General features: G+C 42.0%; 16 protein-coding genes. 5 read left to right on the forward strand and 11 right to left on the reverse strand.

The features are described from left to right. Positions 1-9 precede the first annotated feature (9 nt). Positions 10-1,824: a M23 family metallopeptidase gene (locus EHQ62_RS01465; RefSeq protein WP_135640483.1), complete on the forward strand. Its 1,815-nt coding sequence runs from the start codon at positions 10-12 to the stop codon at positions 1,822-1,824. Here EHQ62_RS01465 and greA read toward each other — a convergent pair. The 5 genes from greA to EHQ62_RS01490 all read right to left on the reverse strand — a co-directional run bounded on the left by greA (position 1,797) and on the right by EHQ62_RS01490 (position 7,359). After that, a complete protein-coding gene (greA, locus tag EHQ62_RS01470; RefSeq protein ID WP_135640484.1) occupies positions 1,797-4,562 on the reverse strand; it encodes a transcription elongation factor GreA in 2,766 nt (921 codons plus the stop codon). The genes EHQ62_RS01465 and greA overlap by 28 nt on opposite strands. 204 nt (positions 4,563-4,766) lie before the next feature. Further along, positions 4,767-5,753 carry a flagellar filament outer layer protein FlaA1 gene (gene flaA1 / locus EHQ62_RS01475; protein WP_135640485.1) on the reverse strand — a complete coding sequence of 329 codons (987 nt, stop codon included), beginning with the start codon at positions 5,751-5,753 and terminating at the stop codon, positions 4,767-4,769. A gap of 16 nt (positions 5,754-5,769) precedes the next feature. Further along, entirely contained in the window at positions 5,770-6,486 is a 717-nt protein-coding gene (gene flaA2, locus EHQ62_RS01480) for a flagellar filament outer layer protein FlaA2 (protein WP_015678734.1), read from the reverse strand. 11 nt (positions 6,487-6,497) lie between these two features. Beyond that, complete coding sequence (locus EHQ62_RS01485) at positions 6,498-6,734, reverse strand: PurA ssDNA and RNA-binding domain protein (RefSeq protein ID WP_015678642.1); 237 nt, start codon at positions 6,732-6,734, stop codon at positions 6,498-6,500. 154 nt (positions 6,735-6,888) lie between these two features. Then, on the reverse strand, positions 6,889-7,359 hold the full coding sequence (locus EHQ62_RS01490) for a cyclic nucleotide-binding domain-containing protein (protein ID WP_135640486.1): 471 nt from the start codon (positions 7,357-7,359) through the stop codon (positions 6,889-6,891). 190 nt (positions 7,360-7,549) lie between these two features. On the opposite strand from EHQ62_RS01490, the gene EHQ62_RS01495 reads away from it, so the two are divergent. Next, positions 7,550-8,170 (forward strand): response regulator transcription factor, encoded by a 621-nt coding sequence (locus tag EHQ62_RS01495; RefSeq protein WP_135640487.1) that lies wholly within the window; start codon positions 7,550-7,552, stop codon positions 8,168-8,170. Positions 8,171-8,173: 3 nt separating this feature from the next. Here the strand turns inward: EHQ62_RS01495 and EHQ62_RS01500 are convergent, their stop codons facing one another. Continuing rightward, positions 8,174-10,579 carry a hybrid sensor histidine kinase/response regulator gene (locus tag EHQ62_RS01500; protein ID WP_135640488.1) on the reverse strand — a complete coding sequence of 802 codons (2,406 nt, stop codon included), beginning with the start codon at positions 10,577-10,579 and terminating at the stop codon, positions 8,174-8,176. Positions 10,580-10,759: 180 nt separating this feature from the next. On the opposite strand from EHQ62_RS01500, the gene EHQ62_RS01505 reads away from it, so the two are divergent. The 3 genes from EHQ62_RS01505 to groL all read left to right on the forward strand — a co-directional run bounded on the left by EHQ62_RS01505 (position 10,760) and on the right by groL (position 14,439). Then, positions 10,760-12,343, forward strand: coding sequence for a helicase HerA-like domain-containing protein (locus EHQ62_RS01505; RefSeq protein WP_135640489.1), 1,584 nt, complete (start codon positions 10,760-10,762; stop codon positions 12,341-12,343). A 137-nt stretch (positions 12,344-12,480) separates the two neighbouring features. Next, positions 12,481-12,771, forward strand: a complete 291-nt coding sequence (gene groES, locus EHQ62_RS01510; protein WP_015678658.1) for a co-chaperone GroES — start codon at positions 12,481-12,483, stop codon at positions 12,769-12,771. Between the two features lie 18 nt (positions 12,772-12,789). Further along, on the forward strand, positions 12,790-14,439 hold the full coding sequence (groL, locus tag EHQ62_RS01515; RefSeq protein WP_135640490.1) for a chaperonin GroEL: 1,650 nt from the start codon (positions 12,790-12,792) through the stop codon (positions 14,437-14,439). A 90-nt stretch (positions 14,440-14,529) separates the two neighbouring features. Here the strand turns inward: groL and EHQ62_RS01520 are convergent, their stop codons facing one another. From EHQ62_RS01520 to EHQ62_RS01540, 5 genes are all read right to left on the reverse strand, one after another. Next, on the reverse strand, positions 14,530-14,892 hold the full coding sequence (locus EHQ62_RS01520; protein WP_135640491.1) for a peptide chain release factor family protein: 363 nt from the start codon (positions 14,890-14,892) through the stop codon (positions 14,530-14,532). A gap of 135 nt (positions 14,893-15,027) precedes the next feature. Next, complete coding sequence (locus tag EHQ62_RS01525; protein ID WP_135640492.1) at positions 15,028-15,723, reverse strand: hypothetical protein; 696 nt, start codon at positions 15,721-15,723, stop codon at positions 15,028-15,030. Between the two features lie 47 nt (positions 15,724-15,770). Continuing rightward, positions 15,771-16,823, reverse strand: a complete 1,053-nt coding sequence (locus EHQ62_RS01530; protein WP_135640493.1) for an Mrp/NBP35 family ATP-binding protein — start codon at positions 16,821-16,823, stop codon at positions 15,771-15,773. Between the two features lie 10 nt (positions 16,824-16,833). Beyond that, complete coding sequence (locus tag EHQ62_RS01535) at positions 16,834-17,697, reverse strand: metallophosphoesterase family protein (RefSeq protein WP_135640494.1); 864 nt, start codon at positions 17,695-17,697, stop codon at positions 16,834-16,836. After that, positions 17,694-17,936, reverse strand: coding sequence for a biotin/lipoyl-containing protein (locus tag EHQ62_RS01540; RefSeq protein ID WP_135640495.1), 243 nt, complete (start codon positions 17,934-17,936; stop codon positions 17,694-17,696). The genes EHQ62_RS01535 and EHQ62_RS01540 overlap by 4 nt, the downstream gene beginning before the upstream one ends. Between the last annotated feature and the right edge of the window lie 78 nt (positions 17,937-18,014).

The raw sequence follows: 18,014 nt of genomic DNA on the forward strand, positions 1-18,014 counted from the left end.
ACTTTTCCCATGCAGTTGGCAAAGTTCTTTTTTCCCCTCCTTTCCCTACTCTTCTGCGTGAGCCATCTTTCTGCGGATTCCAAAATTCCTGAAATCCCACACAGTGATGTGGGTTTTCCTTTGCCTTATTTTTCACCGGTTTCAGGAACATTTGCCGAAATCAGAAACCATAATCTACATTTAGGATCTGACTTCAAATCATACGGGTTAAATGGCCACAACATCCTTGCTACCTTTGATGGATTTGTAGAAGAGATCAGTTATTCGAAAACTGGTTATGGTTTATCTCTTAATTTATACAATCCCAAATACAAAATCAAATCCAAATATGCCCACTTACATTCCTTTGGTGGAACACTTGTTGAATTAGAACTATTAAGAAGAGCCCTTTTACTGATGGGAGATCCTACAGGTTTCCAACTGAAACTCCCTCCTGGTATGTTTTCTACAAAAAAGGGAAATGCCATCGGAAAAACAGGGGAAACTGGATCTGGTCCTCCCCACTTACATTTAGAATTCCGTTCGGAAAAAGGAACCATCAATCCACTTTACTTTTCTGAAATCCATCAAAAGGACATCACTCCTCCAACCATCCTTTCTCTTTTTTTAGAGGGAGATGATTTAGAAAAACCACTTTTACTTTCTGCAAAAGAAATTGGGAAAGGGAAATTTGAACTTTATTCCGAATCCGGTGATTTATTTACATCTATCCAACTAACAGGGAAATTACGAATACGCTTGAGTGGTTATGACAAAATTCGTTCTCGTAACAAAAACAATGTGTATGGAATGGATTTGGAAGTGAATGGGAAAACTGTTTTTACAAGGAATTTTGATTTTTTATCCTTTGAAGAGAAATCACAAAAACACCAATTTTACGACATCAATCGATCTTCTTTATCTCCCCCTGTGTATTTTTATCATATGTATGAACAATCCAAACTCTTCAAAGAAGAAGGATACTCACTCAATTTAAACCAATTTCCTAAAAAAGAAAAAATCCAAATCCAAGCATCCTTACGAGATGCCACTGGGAACAAATCATCAGTGAACTTTACCATCCTCAATGAAAATTCACCTAAAAATCCTAATGAAAAGTCCATCGCTAATAAAACGGGAAACAAATACAAATCATCGGATGGGGTTGTTACCATTGATTTAACAAAAGCGGAAGTCTCAGGGGATGGTAATTTTTTCATTACGGAGATTTCTGAAAAAGAAATTCCGTTTAAAATTCCAAAAGGCCTACCACTCAAAGGTAAAATTTACCAAGTGGAAACCAAACGAATGAGTTGGAAAGGAGAAGGACTTGGTGAAATGAATTTTGGATCCACACCTTCAATCAAAGATTCTTTGTATTTTTACGATGTTTCCATTGGAAAATTCCAGGGTGTCCAACCCAAACGGAAACCAAATGGATTTAGTTTTAAACTCACAAAATTAGGTTACCTCATGGTTTTGTCAGACGAAACTCCACCCACTGTGTTTCCTATGACATCCATTGCAAGATTCATCGAACTTCCCGATGTCAAAAACCATTGTTTGGAAGAAAAGTATTATACCCTTTCTGATACAGGCAGTGGATTTCGGACAAACGTTGAGCTTTTGTTAGATGGACAAAGTTTTCCTTATGAATATGACCCAGACCGAAGTGCGATCAAAGTTCTCATTCCGAAAAGCCTACAAAAAGAAAGGCCTTATCTTCTTTTAGAAGTTAAGGCCTCTGATTTTGCTGGAAATACTTCCGAGCCGTTTGTCGATTTAATTTCTACGAATGGATGGAAGGAAGACCTTCTTCAGGCTTCCTGTCCCGTCATCGAGTAACGAGCGATATCCAATACTTCATAAACCGTTTCTGTGGAACCGAAGACAAGTGTTGCTTCGTTTCCAGTGTGTTTTCCAAGTAATGACTTCGCAAGTGGTGATTGGTAAGAGATGATATTTTTTTCAGTATCAGCATCCCAAGCACCTAAGATTGAGTAAGTGACCACTTCACCAGACTGTTTATTTTTCAAACGAACAGTGGTTCCGATCCCTACTTTTTCTGTTTTCACATCACTTAAATCTAAGATACGAGCACTTTTGAGTTCTGCTTCCAAACGTTTGATGGCCGCTTGCAACTGAGCTTGTTTTTCCATTGCTGCTTTGTATTCTGCGTTTTCTCGTAAGTCCCCTTTTTCTTGGGCCTCTCCGATATCACGTGAGTTTTCAGCCATTTCCACATTCACAAGGTGTTCAAACTCGAGTTTTTTCGCGTTGAAAGCCCTTCTTGTGACAAGCACCACATCGTGAGGTAAATTGGCTAATGGATCATCGTCTGCATCTTCTTCTGAGTCATACTCATCCCAAACAATGTTTGGTTTGAGTTCATTGATGAGAGCATACAATTGGTCTTTCTCCAAATCTGTGACATATGGCACTTCTTTGAAGAGGGCGAATAGTTTTCGCACATACTCATCGTCTGCGTTGGTTAAAATGTCACGGAGAAGGCTATTGTCTTTTCCGAACAAAATGTCCATCGCTTGGTTTTTGAGTTTGGTACCCTTGTCTTCAATTTTGGCAAGTGGTTTTAAGATACGGAACACTCGAAGGACCAAGTCTTCCTCACTCACTTTTAACCAATCAAATTTCCAAGTATGAGAAAGGATCGATTTTGCTACCCAAAGGAAAACCTCAGGATTTTCTTTGGATTTGTTGCAAACGGTTTCAATGAACAAATTGAGTTCTGCGTATTTTTCGTCCGCAACCAAGTTTTGGAAAACCGAACGGTTTACCTTCACCGGAACTTCGAATAGGAGCCCAATGAGGATATTGATCGCTTCCGGATGGTGGGCACGAATGAGATCCTTAAACCCTTTTTTGATGTCTGTATTTTCCAATGCTTTGGAAATTTTTAGAGCATCTTCTTTGGTTAGGGTTTGGATGAGGGTTTTGAGTTCAGGTTCGCGAATTTTATGAGAAAATTCTTCGGTTGGCCATGCCTTTCCTGCTTCATCCAAGTAAAGGTAGGCAGAAATTTTACGAATGATATCACGAGCTGATTCTTCTTCCACATAATGAGAGATAAAAAACTCACCTGCTTCCGCAGCTTCATCTGCATCTCTCACTGCTTCCATCGCGATTTCCAATTTTTTATTCACATCTGTTGTCGCTTGGAATTTTTGTGTAAGGGTTTCGGAATGTGTGATTGGTTTTTCGTGGTAAACCACTTCATCCTTTTTCTTCGGATTCATTCCGATGTTCGCTTCTTTTTTCAGAACCGATTTTACTTTTGCCCACCACTTGGACCACTCATCCGCTTTTAAGAATGTACCAATGAGTTCATTCTTCATGTCGGAGATTAACATTTTGTTTTCGTAAGACTTGAGGAGTTGTTTTAAAAACTCTGCCAAGTTCTCTTGGAACATAGTTGTGATGGCGTTTCGATCTTCGAAGTGTTGAACCCAGATGTGATCTTTCTTCAGTGGTTTTAGGGAAGTGATCGCCATTTGGATCGAAAGTTTGTGGTCTTTCTTTTCTTCAAAATCAACAAAGATGGAATCACCAGTTTGTGAGATAGAAGTGATTTTACCCACTCCCCAATTTCTATGCATCACATAGTTGCCAGTATCAAATACGATGTTTCGTTCAAAGTTTGTGATACAAAGTTTGACCGGCTTACGGTTGTTACCTAGTTCACTCATTTTGAGGAAATCTTCGAGTAAGGAATGGGCAGCGTATTTTTGTTTGTAAGAGCGAATGAGTTCGTTTCTTGCTTTTTGTGACGCCGGTTCGTGTTCTAAAATTTTCTTGAGAAAGTAAATGACATGGTCCCAATCTTCCATTGCCTTAAATGGTTCAACGATTGGATAAAGAAGTCCTACTAAACGAGTTTTTTCTCTTTGGCCGAGTAAAATCCGTTCAATTTTATCAAAGAAAGAAACGTCTTCATAATTGTTTTGTACGATGGTTGGCCAAATTTCTTCCATCGGAACGTATTCTTTGTTTTTAGCATACATCTCAACGGCAAGTTTGAGATACGACATCGCTTTTGGTTTGTCTTCTTCCATAATGGAGAATCCATACTTCTTAGCGATCTCTGGGTTTTTGCGGTCTTGTTTGGCTAGTTTTTCAAGTACTGTTTTTAGTTCTTTGTTTTTCTTGAGTTTATCTAGGGCTTCAGCTTTGACTCGGAGTGCAAGCCTGTGGTCCCCAAAACGTAAAATTGAATCAGTGATGTATTCGATGATGGTCCATTTTGCATGTGCTTTAAAAGAATCCAAAATGTTCTTCACCAAATTTGCATCACCCATGGAATCTTCCATGAAAGAGATGATCATTAACATGTATTTGGCGGAGATAGACTCAGGGTGTTCTTTGAAATGGTCTTCAATTTTTTGTTTAGCTTCTGCTAAACGATTCTCTGCCTTGTATGCATCAATGACATCGTCAAAGATTTTGAATTTAGAAACGGGAACCGTTCCTGCATCAGCACGAACATAAATTTCCTCGTTGAATAGAGGTGTTAGTTTGTCGTTCTCGGCAATTTTGTTTGATTTGTCTTCGGTAATAGTCTCAGGCATGAAAAGAATCTCCCTCTTCGTATTTCCAATAAAGGGTGTTCATAGTTCCTATAAAGTTGTTACGGTAAATTTAGCGATGAATCCGCGAAAAGAACAGTCCTAGGGTTCATTCTCCAGGTCCGTTCGATTCTGTAAAGCCAAAAAACCCAGCCGATTGGCTGGGTTTTCCTGGTCCAAGTAGATTCCCTTGGAGTGAAAAGGGAACTATTTGTTTTGCGAAGATCCGTTACTTCCACCACAATCGCGCACTTTTGCACCTGTGGAGATGGCTCCGGATTTTTGGAGCATTTGCTCAAGCTTCACTTTATTTTTACAATCTTCTTCATCAAAGTCAAGGTTTGCACCATCAAAATGAACTTCGAATGTATCCGCAAGAACGCGGAGTTCGTCAAAAAAGAGGTAAACCGTTTCAGGTCCTGTGTTTTTACGAGATCGGATTTTGAACTGTTTGAAGATCAAGTTCCTTGTCGCAGGGAAAGCATTCGCTTCTTGTGGAATCCCTGGAGGGATGATGATATGGAGAGGTCTCCAACCCACAAAGTCAAGGGAACCAAAAGGGAAAATATGGCTATTGCCATTAAAGTCTTCTAACCAACCTTCCAAATCGTATTCGTTTCCACGACCGAGAACCCAAACAGAAATGGCTTTTACGTTTCCTGGAGCTTCAATTCCATACACTTTTTCCAATTTCTTTTTGTTGTCTGCATCAATGTACGGACGAGCCCTTGTGATTTCATATTCAGGAGCACGTGGTGGGCGGATGGTGACTACGTTGTTTCCAGGGAATGTGAATTGGAATTTCACAGCCAAAACTTTTGCGTTCCCAGCATCCACGTTTTTCACGTCGCCAGGTTTTCCTGGAACCAGTTTCACTTCTCTCATCACAAGAGGGGATTTTGCTGGGTCATTGAGTACTGGTGAGTACTTATTGTTTTCATCAAACTTCATATCACCAGATCCATCTTTGTTCACACCGTCTTTGTCAGTGAATACTTCCCAACCATATGGTGCAGAAGAAACTGGATTGTCCCAAGATTCGATCGTAATGGCTTTTAGTTCAAGAGCACCAATATCGTTTCCAACTGGTGTTGCCACTCCATTGGAAACTTTGTATTGTGCTTGTGCGAAACCGATGAGTGCAACCGAGCTTAGCGCTAATAAAGTTAGGATTTTTGTTTTTTTGTTTTCCATTGTTCCTTTCTCCCGCTTACCAATTGTCCTTAATTTCAGAACCAGGGTATTTTGCTTCGGATCTGTCTGTTCTCACTTGTAAATCGTCTACATAAAAGTAGAAGTCCCCTGCTACTTCGTGAACATCAGATGTCACAAATAGGGAAACAAAGTGAAGGTTTTTATCCAATAGTGCAAATCGTGAGCTTTGTGGGATGAAACCAGGAACCGTTGCGGTTAACTTTCTCCATCCAAAAAAATCCAATCGACCCAAACGGATATTATGTGTTACGTCTTTATAATCTCTGAATTTTGCAAATAAGGTATGTCTGTACTTTCTTCCAAGAACCCATACAGAAATTTGTCTTACTTTTCCTTTGATGATGTATTCATGCGGAGGGTAAAGTTCCACACGGTCAAGTCCCTTAGCAGCAAAATGTGTTTTGACTCCTAAAATATGGTTCTTTTCGATTTTGTCCCCACCATCTTCTGGTACGGTTTTTTCATCGAATACATCTTTGATAAGGCCACGTTGTACAAGTTTTAAAGTCCTTGTTTCTCCGAGTGGAGTGGTTGCTTTGACTCTCCAATCCTCAGCCTCTTCAAAATCATCTAAAACGATTTTTCTAAGAGGGCTATCCTCATCATTTGCAGTGTTAGCTGTATTTTGTCCGCCAGTATCTGCCTGTGCGTACAACATTCCTATTGAAAGGAAGAGGCCTAACAACAGTTTGGTCATTCCTAATTTCCCCATGAAACTCACTCCTAAAAGGCTCCTAACTCCGGGTCTTTCGTATTCTCATTATCGGCTATCCGGCTTTTAAATTGATGCAAGATTTCGATCATTCGATCGATTCCTTCCGCCGGAAGAAAGATCGAGGATTTTTTGCTATTCGACCATTCCGATACTTTCAGGTAAAATCCAGCCTGGTTTTTCTTCAAATCCACCAAGAAAGTCTTATTTTGTGTTACGATCTTCTCGGTTAGGATTTCGGGGTCCACCATGCATTCCTTCTCCCTGCCTACGGTAATAGTATCGGATTCCGAAACCCATTCCTTAGCTGTAATAGGAAGAAACTGAGGAATGGAAAAGGTTTTTTCGGATCTCTACGATAAAAAATCCTAATTTGGTTCGATTTTGTCTCTAAAACTTGGTTTAGGCGAAACGCTTTCTCAGTTCGCGAGCATACGCTAAATCATGGGTTAGTTTTCGAAGCCTTCTGATGTAGTAATGGGTCACTTCTTTATAGAATTTGAGTTCCATTTCTTTGTTTTTAGAAAACATCTCATGCAGGTCCGCATAACGGAGTTCGTAAAGTTCGGAATTTTCTTTGGCCTCAACCTTGGCAGATCGTTTTTCATCATCAAAAAAAGGCAATTCCCCAAAATGATCCCCTTCTCCGAGGGTGATGAGGTTCACGTCGTCGCCATGGCTTGTGGAAGTGGAGATTTGTAAGGTTCCATACTTCACAATGAACATGGATTCCGCATCTTCGCCCATGTCGTACAAAACATTTCTAGGAGGTAGGTGGACTTCCCGAATCTTTTCAGCTATATGTAATAGTTCATCTTGGTTTAACTTTTGGAAGAGATATATTTTTTTGAGACTCTCTACTTTAGTATTCATTCATTCTCCTAGGATCTTTCTGAACATGGGGGAAATTTATGATTTTGCAAGAGAAAATTAAGTAGAAAGACCCATGAATTTTTCTGGACAAATGAAACGGAATAGTACTAATATTTGCAGTTCTCCTCGTCTACTAGGGGGAAACGCTAGGAAGAAATTAGGATTCTAGCTCCGAAACAAAGGGAAATTTATGACACCGAAAAAAAAGGTATTACTCGTTGAAGACCATGCAGTGACCCGGGTCGGCGTAAAACATGTCGTGAATGCTTCGAATGATTTTGAAGTTGTGGGCGAAGCGGAACATTCCTCTCAGATTTCAAACCTACTCCTCGAAACAAAACCTGATTTTGTCCTGCTCGACCTGCGCATCCCAGGGGAAAACGTCCTCAATATGGTAAAGGATTGGAAAAAAGACCAACCACAACTGAAAGTCGTGACCCTTACCATGCTTGACGAACAACCCATAGTGCATTCTGCCATCGAAGCTGGAGTGGATGGGTATCTTTTGAAAAGTGATGATTTGAGTAGCCTTACCAAAAACCTGAATGAAATTGCTGCTGGGAAAACGGTGTATTCCAAAAACCTAAAACTCAGTTTCAATCGCAAACCCCAAGACGGAAAAGTAGCCAACAAAAAAGAAAAACAAATCCTCACCCTACTTGGCCATGGAAAAACCTACCAAGAGATTGGAACGGAAATTGGACTTTCAAAACGTACGGTAGAATACCATGTGGGACGCCTAAAGGACCGGTTCAATGCGAAAACGGTTGCCGAACTCATTGGACGCGCCAAAGAACAAATGTTAATCTAACACTCAGAGATCGAGGAGTCGTTTGACAACCTCAACCATCTTTTCATCGGGAGATGTTTTGGTTAAAAAAGCATCTCCCCCAAGTTCCATCACTTCTGTTTCTAATTTATAACCGGTATTTGGATCGGTATGGGAACTCGATACGAGTAACGAACGAATTTCTTCCATTTCCGAATTGGCATACAGATCACGTAAAAAATCAAGCCCAGTCTTTTCTGGCATCGAAAAGTCTACGATGATCAGGTCTGGTTTCAAACGTGCGACGGAATACAAGGCATGGTCAGGGTATTCCTCTTCCCAAACAATACAAGGAAGGTCTTTTAATACCTTCCGGACTTGTTTGCGGTAGCCAGGGTTGTCATCTAAGACGAGGACAATTTTTTCGAAATTGGGTAGGAGTAGTTCTACAGAAGTTCCTTTGTTTTCTTCTGATTCTACCACCAAACTGGCACCATGGCGGTCTGCCACTTCATGGCAAAAGGCAAGGCCAACACCTGCTCCCATTTCATCGGCAGTCCCTTTACGAACAAAAAGGAAACCTTCTTCTAACACATGTTCGGCCCAGTAACTTGGCATCCCAATCCCTGTGTCTTTTACTTTTAAACTCCAGAACTTACCGGCTTCCGTTAAGGATACTTCTACTGTGCCAGATTCTTTTGTGAATTTAACGGCATTGGTGAGAAGGTTCCAAACCAAATGTTCAATGAGATTGGGGTCTCCTATCCCAATCGAAGATTCGTCGATATGGGTGAGAACCGTGATGTTTTTGGGTTTTGCCATCTCTTGGATCCGGTCCATCAGTTGGTCTGTGATTTGGCGGAAATCAAAAAGTTGGTAATCAGGGAAAACGGAAGCATTTTGGAACCTAGAGTATTTGATGAGTTCTTCTACCATACTCAAAATGTTTTTGAGTCCAGTGGAGGCTTCACCTAGTACCTGCTTGGCTCTCTCTGGCGAAAGTGAAGGTGGTGATTCCGTAAGTAAATTGACAACAGAAGAAATCCCAAATAGTGGGGAACGGATATCATGCGAAACAATGGAGATAAATTTATCTTTTAATTCCCCTGTTTTTTCCGCTTTTTCTTTTTCTTTTTTGAGTTCTAAGGTTTTCCATTCCACTTCTTTTCGTAAATTGAGACTTAGGTATTCGGCGGTTTCCCAAGTATGTGCATTTTGTTTGGAAATCACGATGGCAAGGCACATACAAAAGATTGCAAACCCAAGGTCTGTCACGAGAGGTAAATCCCATCGTTTGAAAAACACAACTGAATCGTAAATCGTGGCAGAAAGAATCACCAATGTTCCTACCGCGATATAAATTCCAATGTACCGGGTTTCCCTTTGGAACGTAGAACGAAATGCCGCAACCAATGCAAAAATCAAAATAAGGGTCATGTACACTTGGCTAAACACAAGGAGTTTTGTGTACACAGCATAGGGTGTCGTTAAGATGATGAGGATCTCGATGGCGATGGGAAAAAGTAGGAATTTTTTCAGTTTCAAAGGGGCAAGATGGGGTTGGATGTAAAAGAAAAATAATAAACTGAAAAGTTGGATCCCACAAAAGGCTAAATACTCCAAACGGATTTGCAACATCTCAAGGAAGTCAGTTCCCACAAACCAGTCTCTGGAAACTCTTTCAAAAAGTAAGATACGGATTAACCAAGAAAAACACAATAAGGCAAACCACAAAGTGGATTTGTCTTTTCGACGGTGGATGTACAAAAACAGATGGGATACCGTTAAAACTAAAAAAACACCAAAGAAAAATGATTTTTTACGTTCTTTGAACCTTAAGTAGAGGATCATTTTTCCCACCTCACCAAGGATAGGTGAATAATACGGACCACCTCGTGAGTAAAGATAATTGGAAATCTGTAAATACAAAACAGTGGATGGTGTGGCCCGAAAGGACCTTCCTGTTTCTAAATAATAACCAATAGAACCTTCTTTAGTTTTGGAAACTTTTCCTGCCGAACCGAGAAGGACGAGGCCACGTTCCTTGTTATGGTAGTACAATTTGTACGCAGATGATGCCTCCCGCAAATACAACATCAAATTCATTGGTTCGGTTACCTTCAATTGCAAACGGTAAGTAACAAACCCATGGGCCGGTAGGTTTTGGTTCACCCAATAGGCGGGGACTGCGAGTGGAACTGCTTGTTTTTCACTCAGTGCGACGAACTCAGGCTCCGTTTCGGGAAGTTCGCCAGGGAAGGCATCCCATTCCCCAGCCAGAGGGAAAGGTTCTAAGGTATGTAAATCTTCTTTGGTAAGGTCTAAAACTCCCTTTTGGATGGATTTGGCAGGTCCCAGTGTGGGGATCCCCCGGTTGCAATGGGCAAAGAAAAAGGAAAAAACGAGAAGGGTAAAAATGACTTTCGAGGTGCGAATCCGTTCCACATCCAAATCTTAAAAAGTTTTTGGAAAAACTCAAATCTTATTAGGAGTTCTACGAGAAATTCCGAGAAAAAGCTCTGGAATTTCTGTACGAACGGGAACACACCCCGAAGTCTTCGCATTCACATTCTTAGAAAACATTGACTTGGAACCGAAACAAAATGAACTTGTGGAGTTTCGAGGGAACCAATGGCCAAACAATCCGATGCATTTACAAAAAAAATTGAAGAAGGATACCCAAGTGACGGCTCCTTATTCCTTGGATGTGGAAAATTTGATGGGGATACCTTCCCAGAGGCCAAAGTACAAATCCCACTCTCTACCCTAAACCGGCACGGTCTCATCGCGGGCGCCACGGGAACTGGGAAAACAAAAACCTTACAACTCCTCACGGAAGCACTTTCCGAAGCAGGGGTTCCTGTTGTCCTTATGGACATCAAAGGGGACCTTTCGGGCCTTGCGGCAGAAGGGGAAGAAAACGAGAAAGTAAAGGAACGAAACAATATCCTAGGTGGGAAATGGTCACCAACCGCCTACCCTGTTGAATTTTTATCCATCTCCAAAGAACCTGGGGTCAAACTCCGGGCGACGGTTGCCGAATTTGGGCCCATTTTACTCTCTCGGATTTTAGAACTCAATGAAACCCAAAGCAGTGTGGTTTCCCTTGTCTTTAAGTACTGCGATGATTTGGGTCTCCCCGTACTCGATCTTAAGGATTTTAAAAAAGCACTCCAATACATCAATGATGAAGGCAAAGAAGAACTGGAAAAAGAATACGGAACTGTATCCTCGCAAAGTGTTTCCATCATCTTACGGAAGTTAATGGATCTTGAGAGCCAAGGGGGTGAGGATTTTTTTGGTGAACCTTCCTTTGATGTGAATGACCTCCTCCAGATCGAATCCAAAAAAGGAAAAATTTCCATTGTCAGGCTCACTGACATCCAAACCAAACCACGTCTTTTTTCTACGTTTATGTTATCACTCCTCACGGAAATATATGCGAATTTTCCAGAAGAAGGTGATTTGGAAAAACCAAAACTAGTCCTCTTTATTGATGAAGCCCATTTGGTCTTTGACGAGGCTTCTAGTGATTTATTAAAACAGATGGAAACGATGGTGCGCCTCATCCGTTCGAAAGGTGTGGGCATTATTTTTTGTACCCAATCTCCCACCGATTTACCAAAGGAAATTCTTGGCCAACTGGGTCTCAAGGTGCAACATGCCCTCCGCGCCTTCACAGCAAACGACCGCAAGGCGATTAAAACCGCCGCAGAGAACTACCCAGAAACCGATTTTTATGATACCAAGGAAGTGATCACAGAACTTGGGATTGGGGAAGCCTTCATCACTGCCCTGAGTACAAAGGGATCCCCCACTCCCCTTGTCCACACCCTTCTCGCACCACCTAAATCAAGGATGGGAACTCTCACAGACAAGGAACTGCAAACTTCGATTGGAAGCTCAGACCTAGTGAAAAAGTATGAAACCACCCTTGACCGGGAAAGTGCACACGAAATGCTTTCCAAAAAAATGGAAACCATTGCCGAGGAAACGGAATCAGCAGAAGAGGAATCGGGATCGAAAAAACCCAAATCCAAACGTGCCAAGGAAAAGGAAGACCCTAGTTTTGTCGAAACCCTCTCCAAAAATCCCCTTGCTCGTGAAGTGGGAAGGACGGTCGCCAAGGAAGTCACTCGCGGTCTCCTGGGGATGCTCGGGGTGACACCGAAACGAGGGTCCAAACGGAAAAAAACGGGGTTATTTGGGTTCTAATTCTTTTTTAGCACTCTTCACCTGAAAGTGCTTGACCTCTTTCTCCTACAAACATTCTATGGTAACTGAGTTTAGCACTCTTTTTGAAATGTTGCTAAATTCGGAATCACCATTAGATTGCATACAAGGAGATACTCATGGCATCAATCAAACCTTTAGGCGACCGAGTAGTCGTAGAGCCAAAGAATGAGTCAGAAGAAAAAATCGGATCCATCATCGTACCAGACACTGCCAAAGAAAAACCACAAGAAGGCAAAGTGATCGCTGTGGGACAAGGCCGTTATGAAGACGGTAAACTCGTGCCTTTAGAAGTAAAGGTAGGAGACACAGTTCTTTACGGAAAGTATTCCGGAACAGAAATCAAACAAGGCGGAAAAGAATTACTCATCATCCGTGAAAGCGACATCCTCGGTGTTGTGACAAACTAAATCTAAAAGGAAAGAATCATGGCTAAAACAATAGAATTTGATGAATCAGCTCGTAGAAAACTACTTAGCGGAGTAAACAAACTCGCTAACGCAGTAAAGGTGACTCTTGGACCAAAAGGTCGTAACGTAGTCATCGACAAAAAATTTGGATCTCCTACCATCACAAAAGACGGTGTTACAGTTGCAAAAGAAATCGAATTAGAAGATGCAATTGAAAACATGGGCGCTCAAATGGTGAAGGAAGTTTCTACCAAAACGAACGACATCGCTGGTGACGGAACAACCACAGCAACCATCCTTGCCCAAGCCATCATCAATGAAGGTTTGAAAAACGTGACTGCGGGCGCAAACCCAATGGCACTCAAACACGGGATTGATAAAGCAGTTCTTGCTGCTGTAGAAGAAATCAAAAAACACGCTATCAAAATCAATAGCAAAGCAGAATACGCAAACGTTGCGACCATCTCTGCAAACAATGATCCAGAAATCGGTAACCTCATAGCACAAGCATTTGACAAAGTAGGTAAAGAAGGTGTGATCACTGTTGATGAAGCAAAATCAATTGAAACCACTCTTGATATCGTAGAAGGGATGCAATTTGATCGTGGATACGTATCTCCTTATATGGTAACGGATCCAGAAGCAATGATCGCAACTTTTAACGATCCATTCATCTTAATTTACGACAAAAAAATTGCTTCGATGAAAGACCTTCTCCCTGTGCTTGAAAAAATCGCACAAGCGGGAAGACCACTTGTCATCATCGCAGAAGAAGTGGAAGGCGAAGCTCTTGCGACTATCGTTGTGAACACTCTTCGTAAAACCATCCAATGTGTGGCTGTAAAAGCTCCTGGGTTTGGTGATAGAAGAAAAGCAATGCTTGAAGACATCGCTATCCTCACTGGTGGACAAGTGATTTCTGAAGACCTCGGAATGAAACTCGAAAACGCTGATGTGAAGATGCTTGGTCGTGCAAAAAAAGTGGTAGTGGACAAAGAAAACACAACCATCATCGAAGGTGCTGGTGCTTCTAAGGACATCCAAGGCCGCGTGAACCAAATCAAAAAACAAATCGAAGACACTACATCTGATTACGATCGTGAAAAACTCCAAGAACGCCTTGCAAAACTTGCTGGTGGTGTGGCTGTGATCCATGTGGGTGCTGCAACAGAAGTCGAAATGAAAGAGAAAAAAGCTCGTGTAGAAGATGCTCTTTCTGCAACTCGCGCTGCTGTGGAAGAAGGAATTGTTCCAGGTGGTGGACTCACACTGCTTCGTGCACAAGACGCAGTGAAAGGATTAAAACTTTCCGGCGACGAACAAACTGGTGCAAACATCATCTTACGTGCATTAGAAGAGCCAATCCGCATGATCACTTCCAACGCTGGTCTTGAAGGATCTGTCATTGTAGAACAAGCTCGTGCCCGCAAAGGAAACGAAGGATTCAACGCACTCACTATGGTTTGGGAAGACCTGATCAAAGCTGGTGTGGTTGACCCTGCGAAAGTGGTTCGTTCTGCCCTTCAAAATGCAGCTTCGATTGGTGCGATGATCCTCACCACTGAAGTGACCATCACAGACAAACCTGAGCCGAAAGATGCTGCTGGTGCTGGAATGGGCGGCATGGGAGGAATGGGTGGTATGGGAGGAATGGGCGGCATGATGTAAATCATCCCCTCATTTCACCTTTGGTCTGTTTGGTTCTTCCCAACAGGCCAACACCAAAAAGGTCTCGAGAGTCACATCCGAGACCTTTTTTTATGGGTCTTCTTTATATTTCTCCACTGCCCGTTTTTTTTGTTTCGATTTTTGTTTGCGGATGGCATCAAGTTTCGCTCGGAATGTTTCTGGTCTCTCTTTTTTCTCCAATTCCAAACAAAGTAAATCGCGTGCCTTATAACGATTGAGCCCTTGGGTGCGATGGATGGAACACTTCACTTGTATTCCAGATGGGGTATGGAGTAAGACCACTGCGGTTGCCACCTTATTGACGTTTTGCCCCCCTTTTCCACTGGCCTTCACAAATTGTTCTTTGAAATCAGATTCGCGGATCCCAAGTGCCTCCATTCGTTTTTTGAGGGAGGCATTTTTTTCTGGGGAAACGGGGAAGTTAAGTGCCATGATTTTGAATTTGTTGGATCGGAAACGGTAATGTTAAAAAGGATTTTGGTTTTAGGAACGGTAGTTTAAGAAATAAACCCTTCTTTCGAGGAAGGGTTTGGATCCTTTCGGTTGAATCGGAACCTAACGACTGTCTTACGTAGCGGTAGATTCTTCGATCTCTAAAATGCGCCTTCGCAAATCAGAAGCCGTTTCATAATTTTCGATTTGGATGGCATTGAACTTTTGGATGTACAGGCCAACCAGTTCGTCCCCCACTTTGCCTGGAACGGATAATGCTTTTTTAAAGTTATCAATATCAAGTGTGGGGTGGTTGTTATGGAAGTAGTCTACAATTCGTTCCATCTTAAGCCTTGTGGCTTCTCTTGCAATCCCTGATGTGTTACGGAATTCCATGGATAGGTTTGCCAAGGTTTCGAGTGGTTCGCTCACTTGTTCGAGTTGGTCACTTAGAGTTTGGTTTTGTGTTTTCTTTTCTTTTGCCTTACAGAATTCCACATAACGCATCACCATCGAATTGAATTGTTCCATTCGTTCTTGGATGTATTGGTTCGCCTGTTCTTTGTTTTCAGGCATTTGGAAGTCAGGGAGTTGCACCACATCATACAAATGGATGTTATCCGCAAGGATCTTCATCAGTTCCTCTTTGGATGGGAGTGCCACAGGGGGAAAGGTCACCACAGGGTAGTTGTCTCCGATTTTTAAGAAACTCACCACCACATTGGAGGCTATGATTTTACCACCTGGTGCAATCGGATTCTCTCCGAAGACATGGCAGTATGCGATTAAATTCCCTGTTGGATTTGGTTTGGAACCGCGTTCAAAATTCATAGTGTATCCTTTAGACTAAGAAAAGCCAGAGAAGAAACAAGTGATTTTTACTCTTCCCAATTCGCAATTTGTTCTTCTAAATTCTTTGCAATCTGAAAATATGCCTCTTTCAAAGGAGAGTCTTTTGCGTCAAGTAAGGCAGGTTTCCCTGATTCACCAGAACTCATCACATCGAGTGTGAGAGGGACAGCGCCAAGCTCTGGAACTCCCACTTGTTTGGAGAGTTTCTCTCCTCCCCCTTTGGAAAAAACATCCGTGACATGGCCACATTTCGGACAGGCAAATCCACTCATGTTTTCGACAATCCCAAGGATTGGTACTTTCACTTGTTTGAACATAGCGGCAGCACGACCGGCATCAAGCACAGCCACTTCTTGGGGAGTGGTGACAATCACAGCACCGTCTAGGTCAATGAGTTGGGCAAGGGAAAGTTGGACATCTCCCGTACCAGGTGGTAAATCGATAAACAAATAATCGAGTTCCCCCCAAACGACATCGTATAAGAACTGTTCAATGGCCTTTCCAAGCATGGGACCACGCCAAACCACAGGTTGGTCTTCTGTCACAAGAAACGAAAAGGAAATCAGTTTGATTCCATGTTTTTCGATCGGATAAATTTTATCTTCTTCGGACTTTAGGGCAACACGGCCATTGATCCCAAACATCTTTCCTAGAGATGGTCCATAGATGTCTGCATCCATAATCCCCACCTTCTTGCCATTACGTGCGAGTGTACTTGCCAAATTGGCAGTCACAGTGGACTTACCAACCCCACCCTTTCCCGAACCAACAGCGATGACTTTTTTCACACCAAAGATTCTGTTTCCATCTTCCATCTTTAAGTTTTGGTCGACTTCAAATTTAATCTTAACTTTGCCAGCACCTTCAATTTTTGAGATAAGCTGTCTTGTTTGTGCTTCGAGACCAATTTGCAAACGGCGGTCTGCATTCGGAGTTTTGATAAGGATTTCGATTCCCTCCTCAGTTGGTATGACCTTAGCCACCATACCGAGACTCACAATGTCTTTTTTGAGTTCCGGGTGTTTCACTTGCATGAGTTGCCGTTGGATGGTTGTTAAATCAATTTTATCATTTGCCATGGTATGTCCTTTAGACAACTCCCTCTGTTTCTTCGTAAAGAATGGGATTTGTCTCTGTAAATTTGTTTTCTGAATAAATAAAACGACGGTAGTGAGTTTGTTTGCCTAGTTCAATCAAATGGAAACCACACTCATGTTTGAAATCGGATAACCGAGTACTCGATGCTGAATTGACAATGGTGAAGGGAGTTTCTTTGCCAGGGAGTTTCACCCAATTGGTATGGGTATGGCCATGTAAGTACAATTCAGGAGGGTTGGATTGTAAACCTTCCACCACTTCTTTTCGGTTGGACATTCGGTGGGAGGCCGATTCTACTTCTGTATTGGGATTCCACAAAGGGTGGTGGCCGACAAGAACGTAAGGATCTTTTGCAATCCCTACTGTTTTTTCTACGATTTCTTTTGCGACATACCCATTGGCAGTGATCCTTGGGATGGCAAGATTGGAATCCCAACCGACAAAAAGTTTGCCTGCTATGCGTTTCGTTCGCAGGTAAAAATTTGGATGAGTCGGTTCTCCCATCCATTCTTCAAATGCCTTTTCGAACAAAGGATTTGGTCCCATGGCACGTTTTTGGTACCGGTCATGGTTTCCTGGAATGAGGAACGTTTTGTCCGTAAGGATTGGTTTTAAGATGTCTTTTGCGTTTTGGAATTCACTAGGGTGTGAAACGTTTGTTAGGTCCCCTGAAATCACCAGTGCATCATATTCTAAATTTTGAATGGTGTCCACCATCGCAGCAATGAGCACCACAGGGTGTTTTGATTTTCTCCTCACATGGTAATTGAGGTATCCGACAATTGCTTTTCCTCGAAGCGAAAATAGTGAGAGTTTCTTCGGGAAATGTAAATCGGAGATATGAAGGATTTTCATTCGTTAATGTCCATGATTCCGAGGATATCTCCTTTTTTCACTACCGATCCTTGTTCTTTTAGGATTTTTTTTAAGGTGCCAGAATAGGGAGATTCCACTGGAAAAGCAGCTTTGTCCGTGACAAGTTCGATCACTTCGTCCCCTTCTTTTACTTCTTGGCCTTCTTTGCAAAGCCAACGGACAAGTTCGATTTTTTCTGTATCACCTAAATCAGGAGTTTTTAGAAGGAATTCTTTCATAAACAAACAAACCTGCTCACTCGGTCGGAAAACTGGTTTACAAAACCTTGTTTTCCCGTTTTTTTAACATAAAAGTTT

The sequence above is a fragment of the Leptospira jelokensis genome, assembly GCF_004769635.1.
GTDB classification, from domain to species: domain Bacteria; phylum Spirochaetota; class Leptospiria; order Leptospirales; family Leptospiraceae; genus Leptospira_A; species Leptospira_A jelokensis.

Excerpts from the sequence above, each read along its gene's own strand:
- groL (WP_135640490.1), top strand. The coding sequence starts at position 12,790 with ATGGCTAAAACAATAGAATTTGATGAATCAGCTCGTAGAAAACTACTT.
- EHQ62_RS01490 (WP_135640486.1), bottom strand. The coding sequence starts at position 7,359 with ATGAATACTAAAGTAGAGAGTCTCAAAAAAATATATCTCTTCCAAAAG.
- EHQ62_RS01525 (WP_135640492.1), bottom strand. The coding sequence starts at position 15,723 with ATGAATTTTGAACGCGGTTCCAAACCAAATCCAACAGGGAATTTAATC.
- groES (WP_015678658.1), top strand. The coding sequence starts at position 12,481 with ATGGCATCAATCAAACCTTTAGGCGACCGAGTAGTCGTAGAGCCAAAG.
- EHQ62_RS01465 (WP_135640483.1), top strand. The coding sequence starts at position 10 with ATGCAGTTGGCAAAGTTCTTTTTTCCCCTCCTTTCCCTACTCTTCTGC.
- flaA1 (WP_135640485.1), bottom strand. The coding sequence starts at position 5,753 with ATGGAAAACAAAAAAACAAAAATCCTAACTTTATTAGCGCTAAGCTCG.
- flaA2 (WP_015678734.1), bottom strand. The coding sequence starts at position 6,486 with ATGGGGAAATTAGGAATGACCAAACTGTTGTTAGGCCTCTTCCTTTCA.
- EHQ62_RS01505 (WP_135640489.1), top strand. The coding sequence starts at position 10,760 with ATGGCCAAACAATCCGATGCATTTACAAAAAAAATTGAAGAAGGATAC.
- EHQ62_RS01495 (WP_135640487.1), top strand. The coding sequence starts at position 7,550 with ATGACACCGAAAAAAAAGGTATTACTCGTTGAAGACCATGCAGTGACC.
- EHQ62_RS01535 (WP_135640494.1), bottom strand. The coding sequence starts at position 17,697 with ATGAAAATCCTTCATATCTCCGATTTACATTTCCCGAAGAAACTCTCA.
- EHQ62_RS01540 (WP_135640495.1), bottom strand. The coding sequence starts at position 17,936 with ATGAAAGAATTCCTTCTAAAAACTCCTGATTTAGGTGATACAGAAAAA.
- greA (WP_135640484.1), bottom strand. The coding sequence starts at position 4,562 with ATGCCTGAGACTATTACCGAAGACAAATCAAACAAAATTGCCGAGAAC.
- EHQ62_RS01530 (WP_135640493.1), bottom strand. The coding sequence starts at position 16,823 with ATGGCAAATGATAAAATTGATTTAACAACCATCCAACGGCAACTCATG.
- EHQ62_RS01520 (WP_135640491.1), bottom strand. The coding sequence starts at position 14,892 with ATGGCACTTAACTTCCCCGTTTCCCCAGAAAAAAATGCCTCCCTCAAA.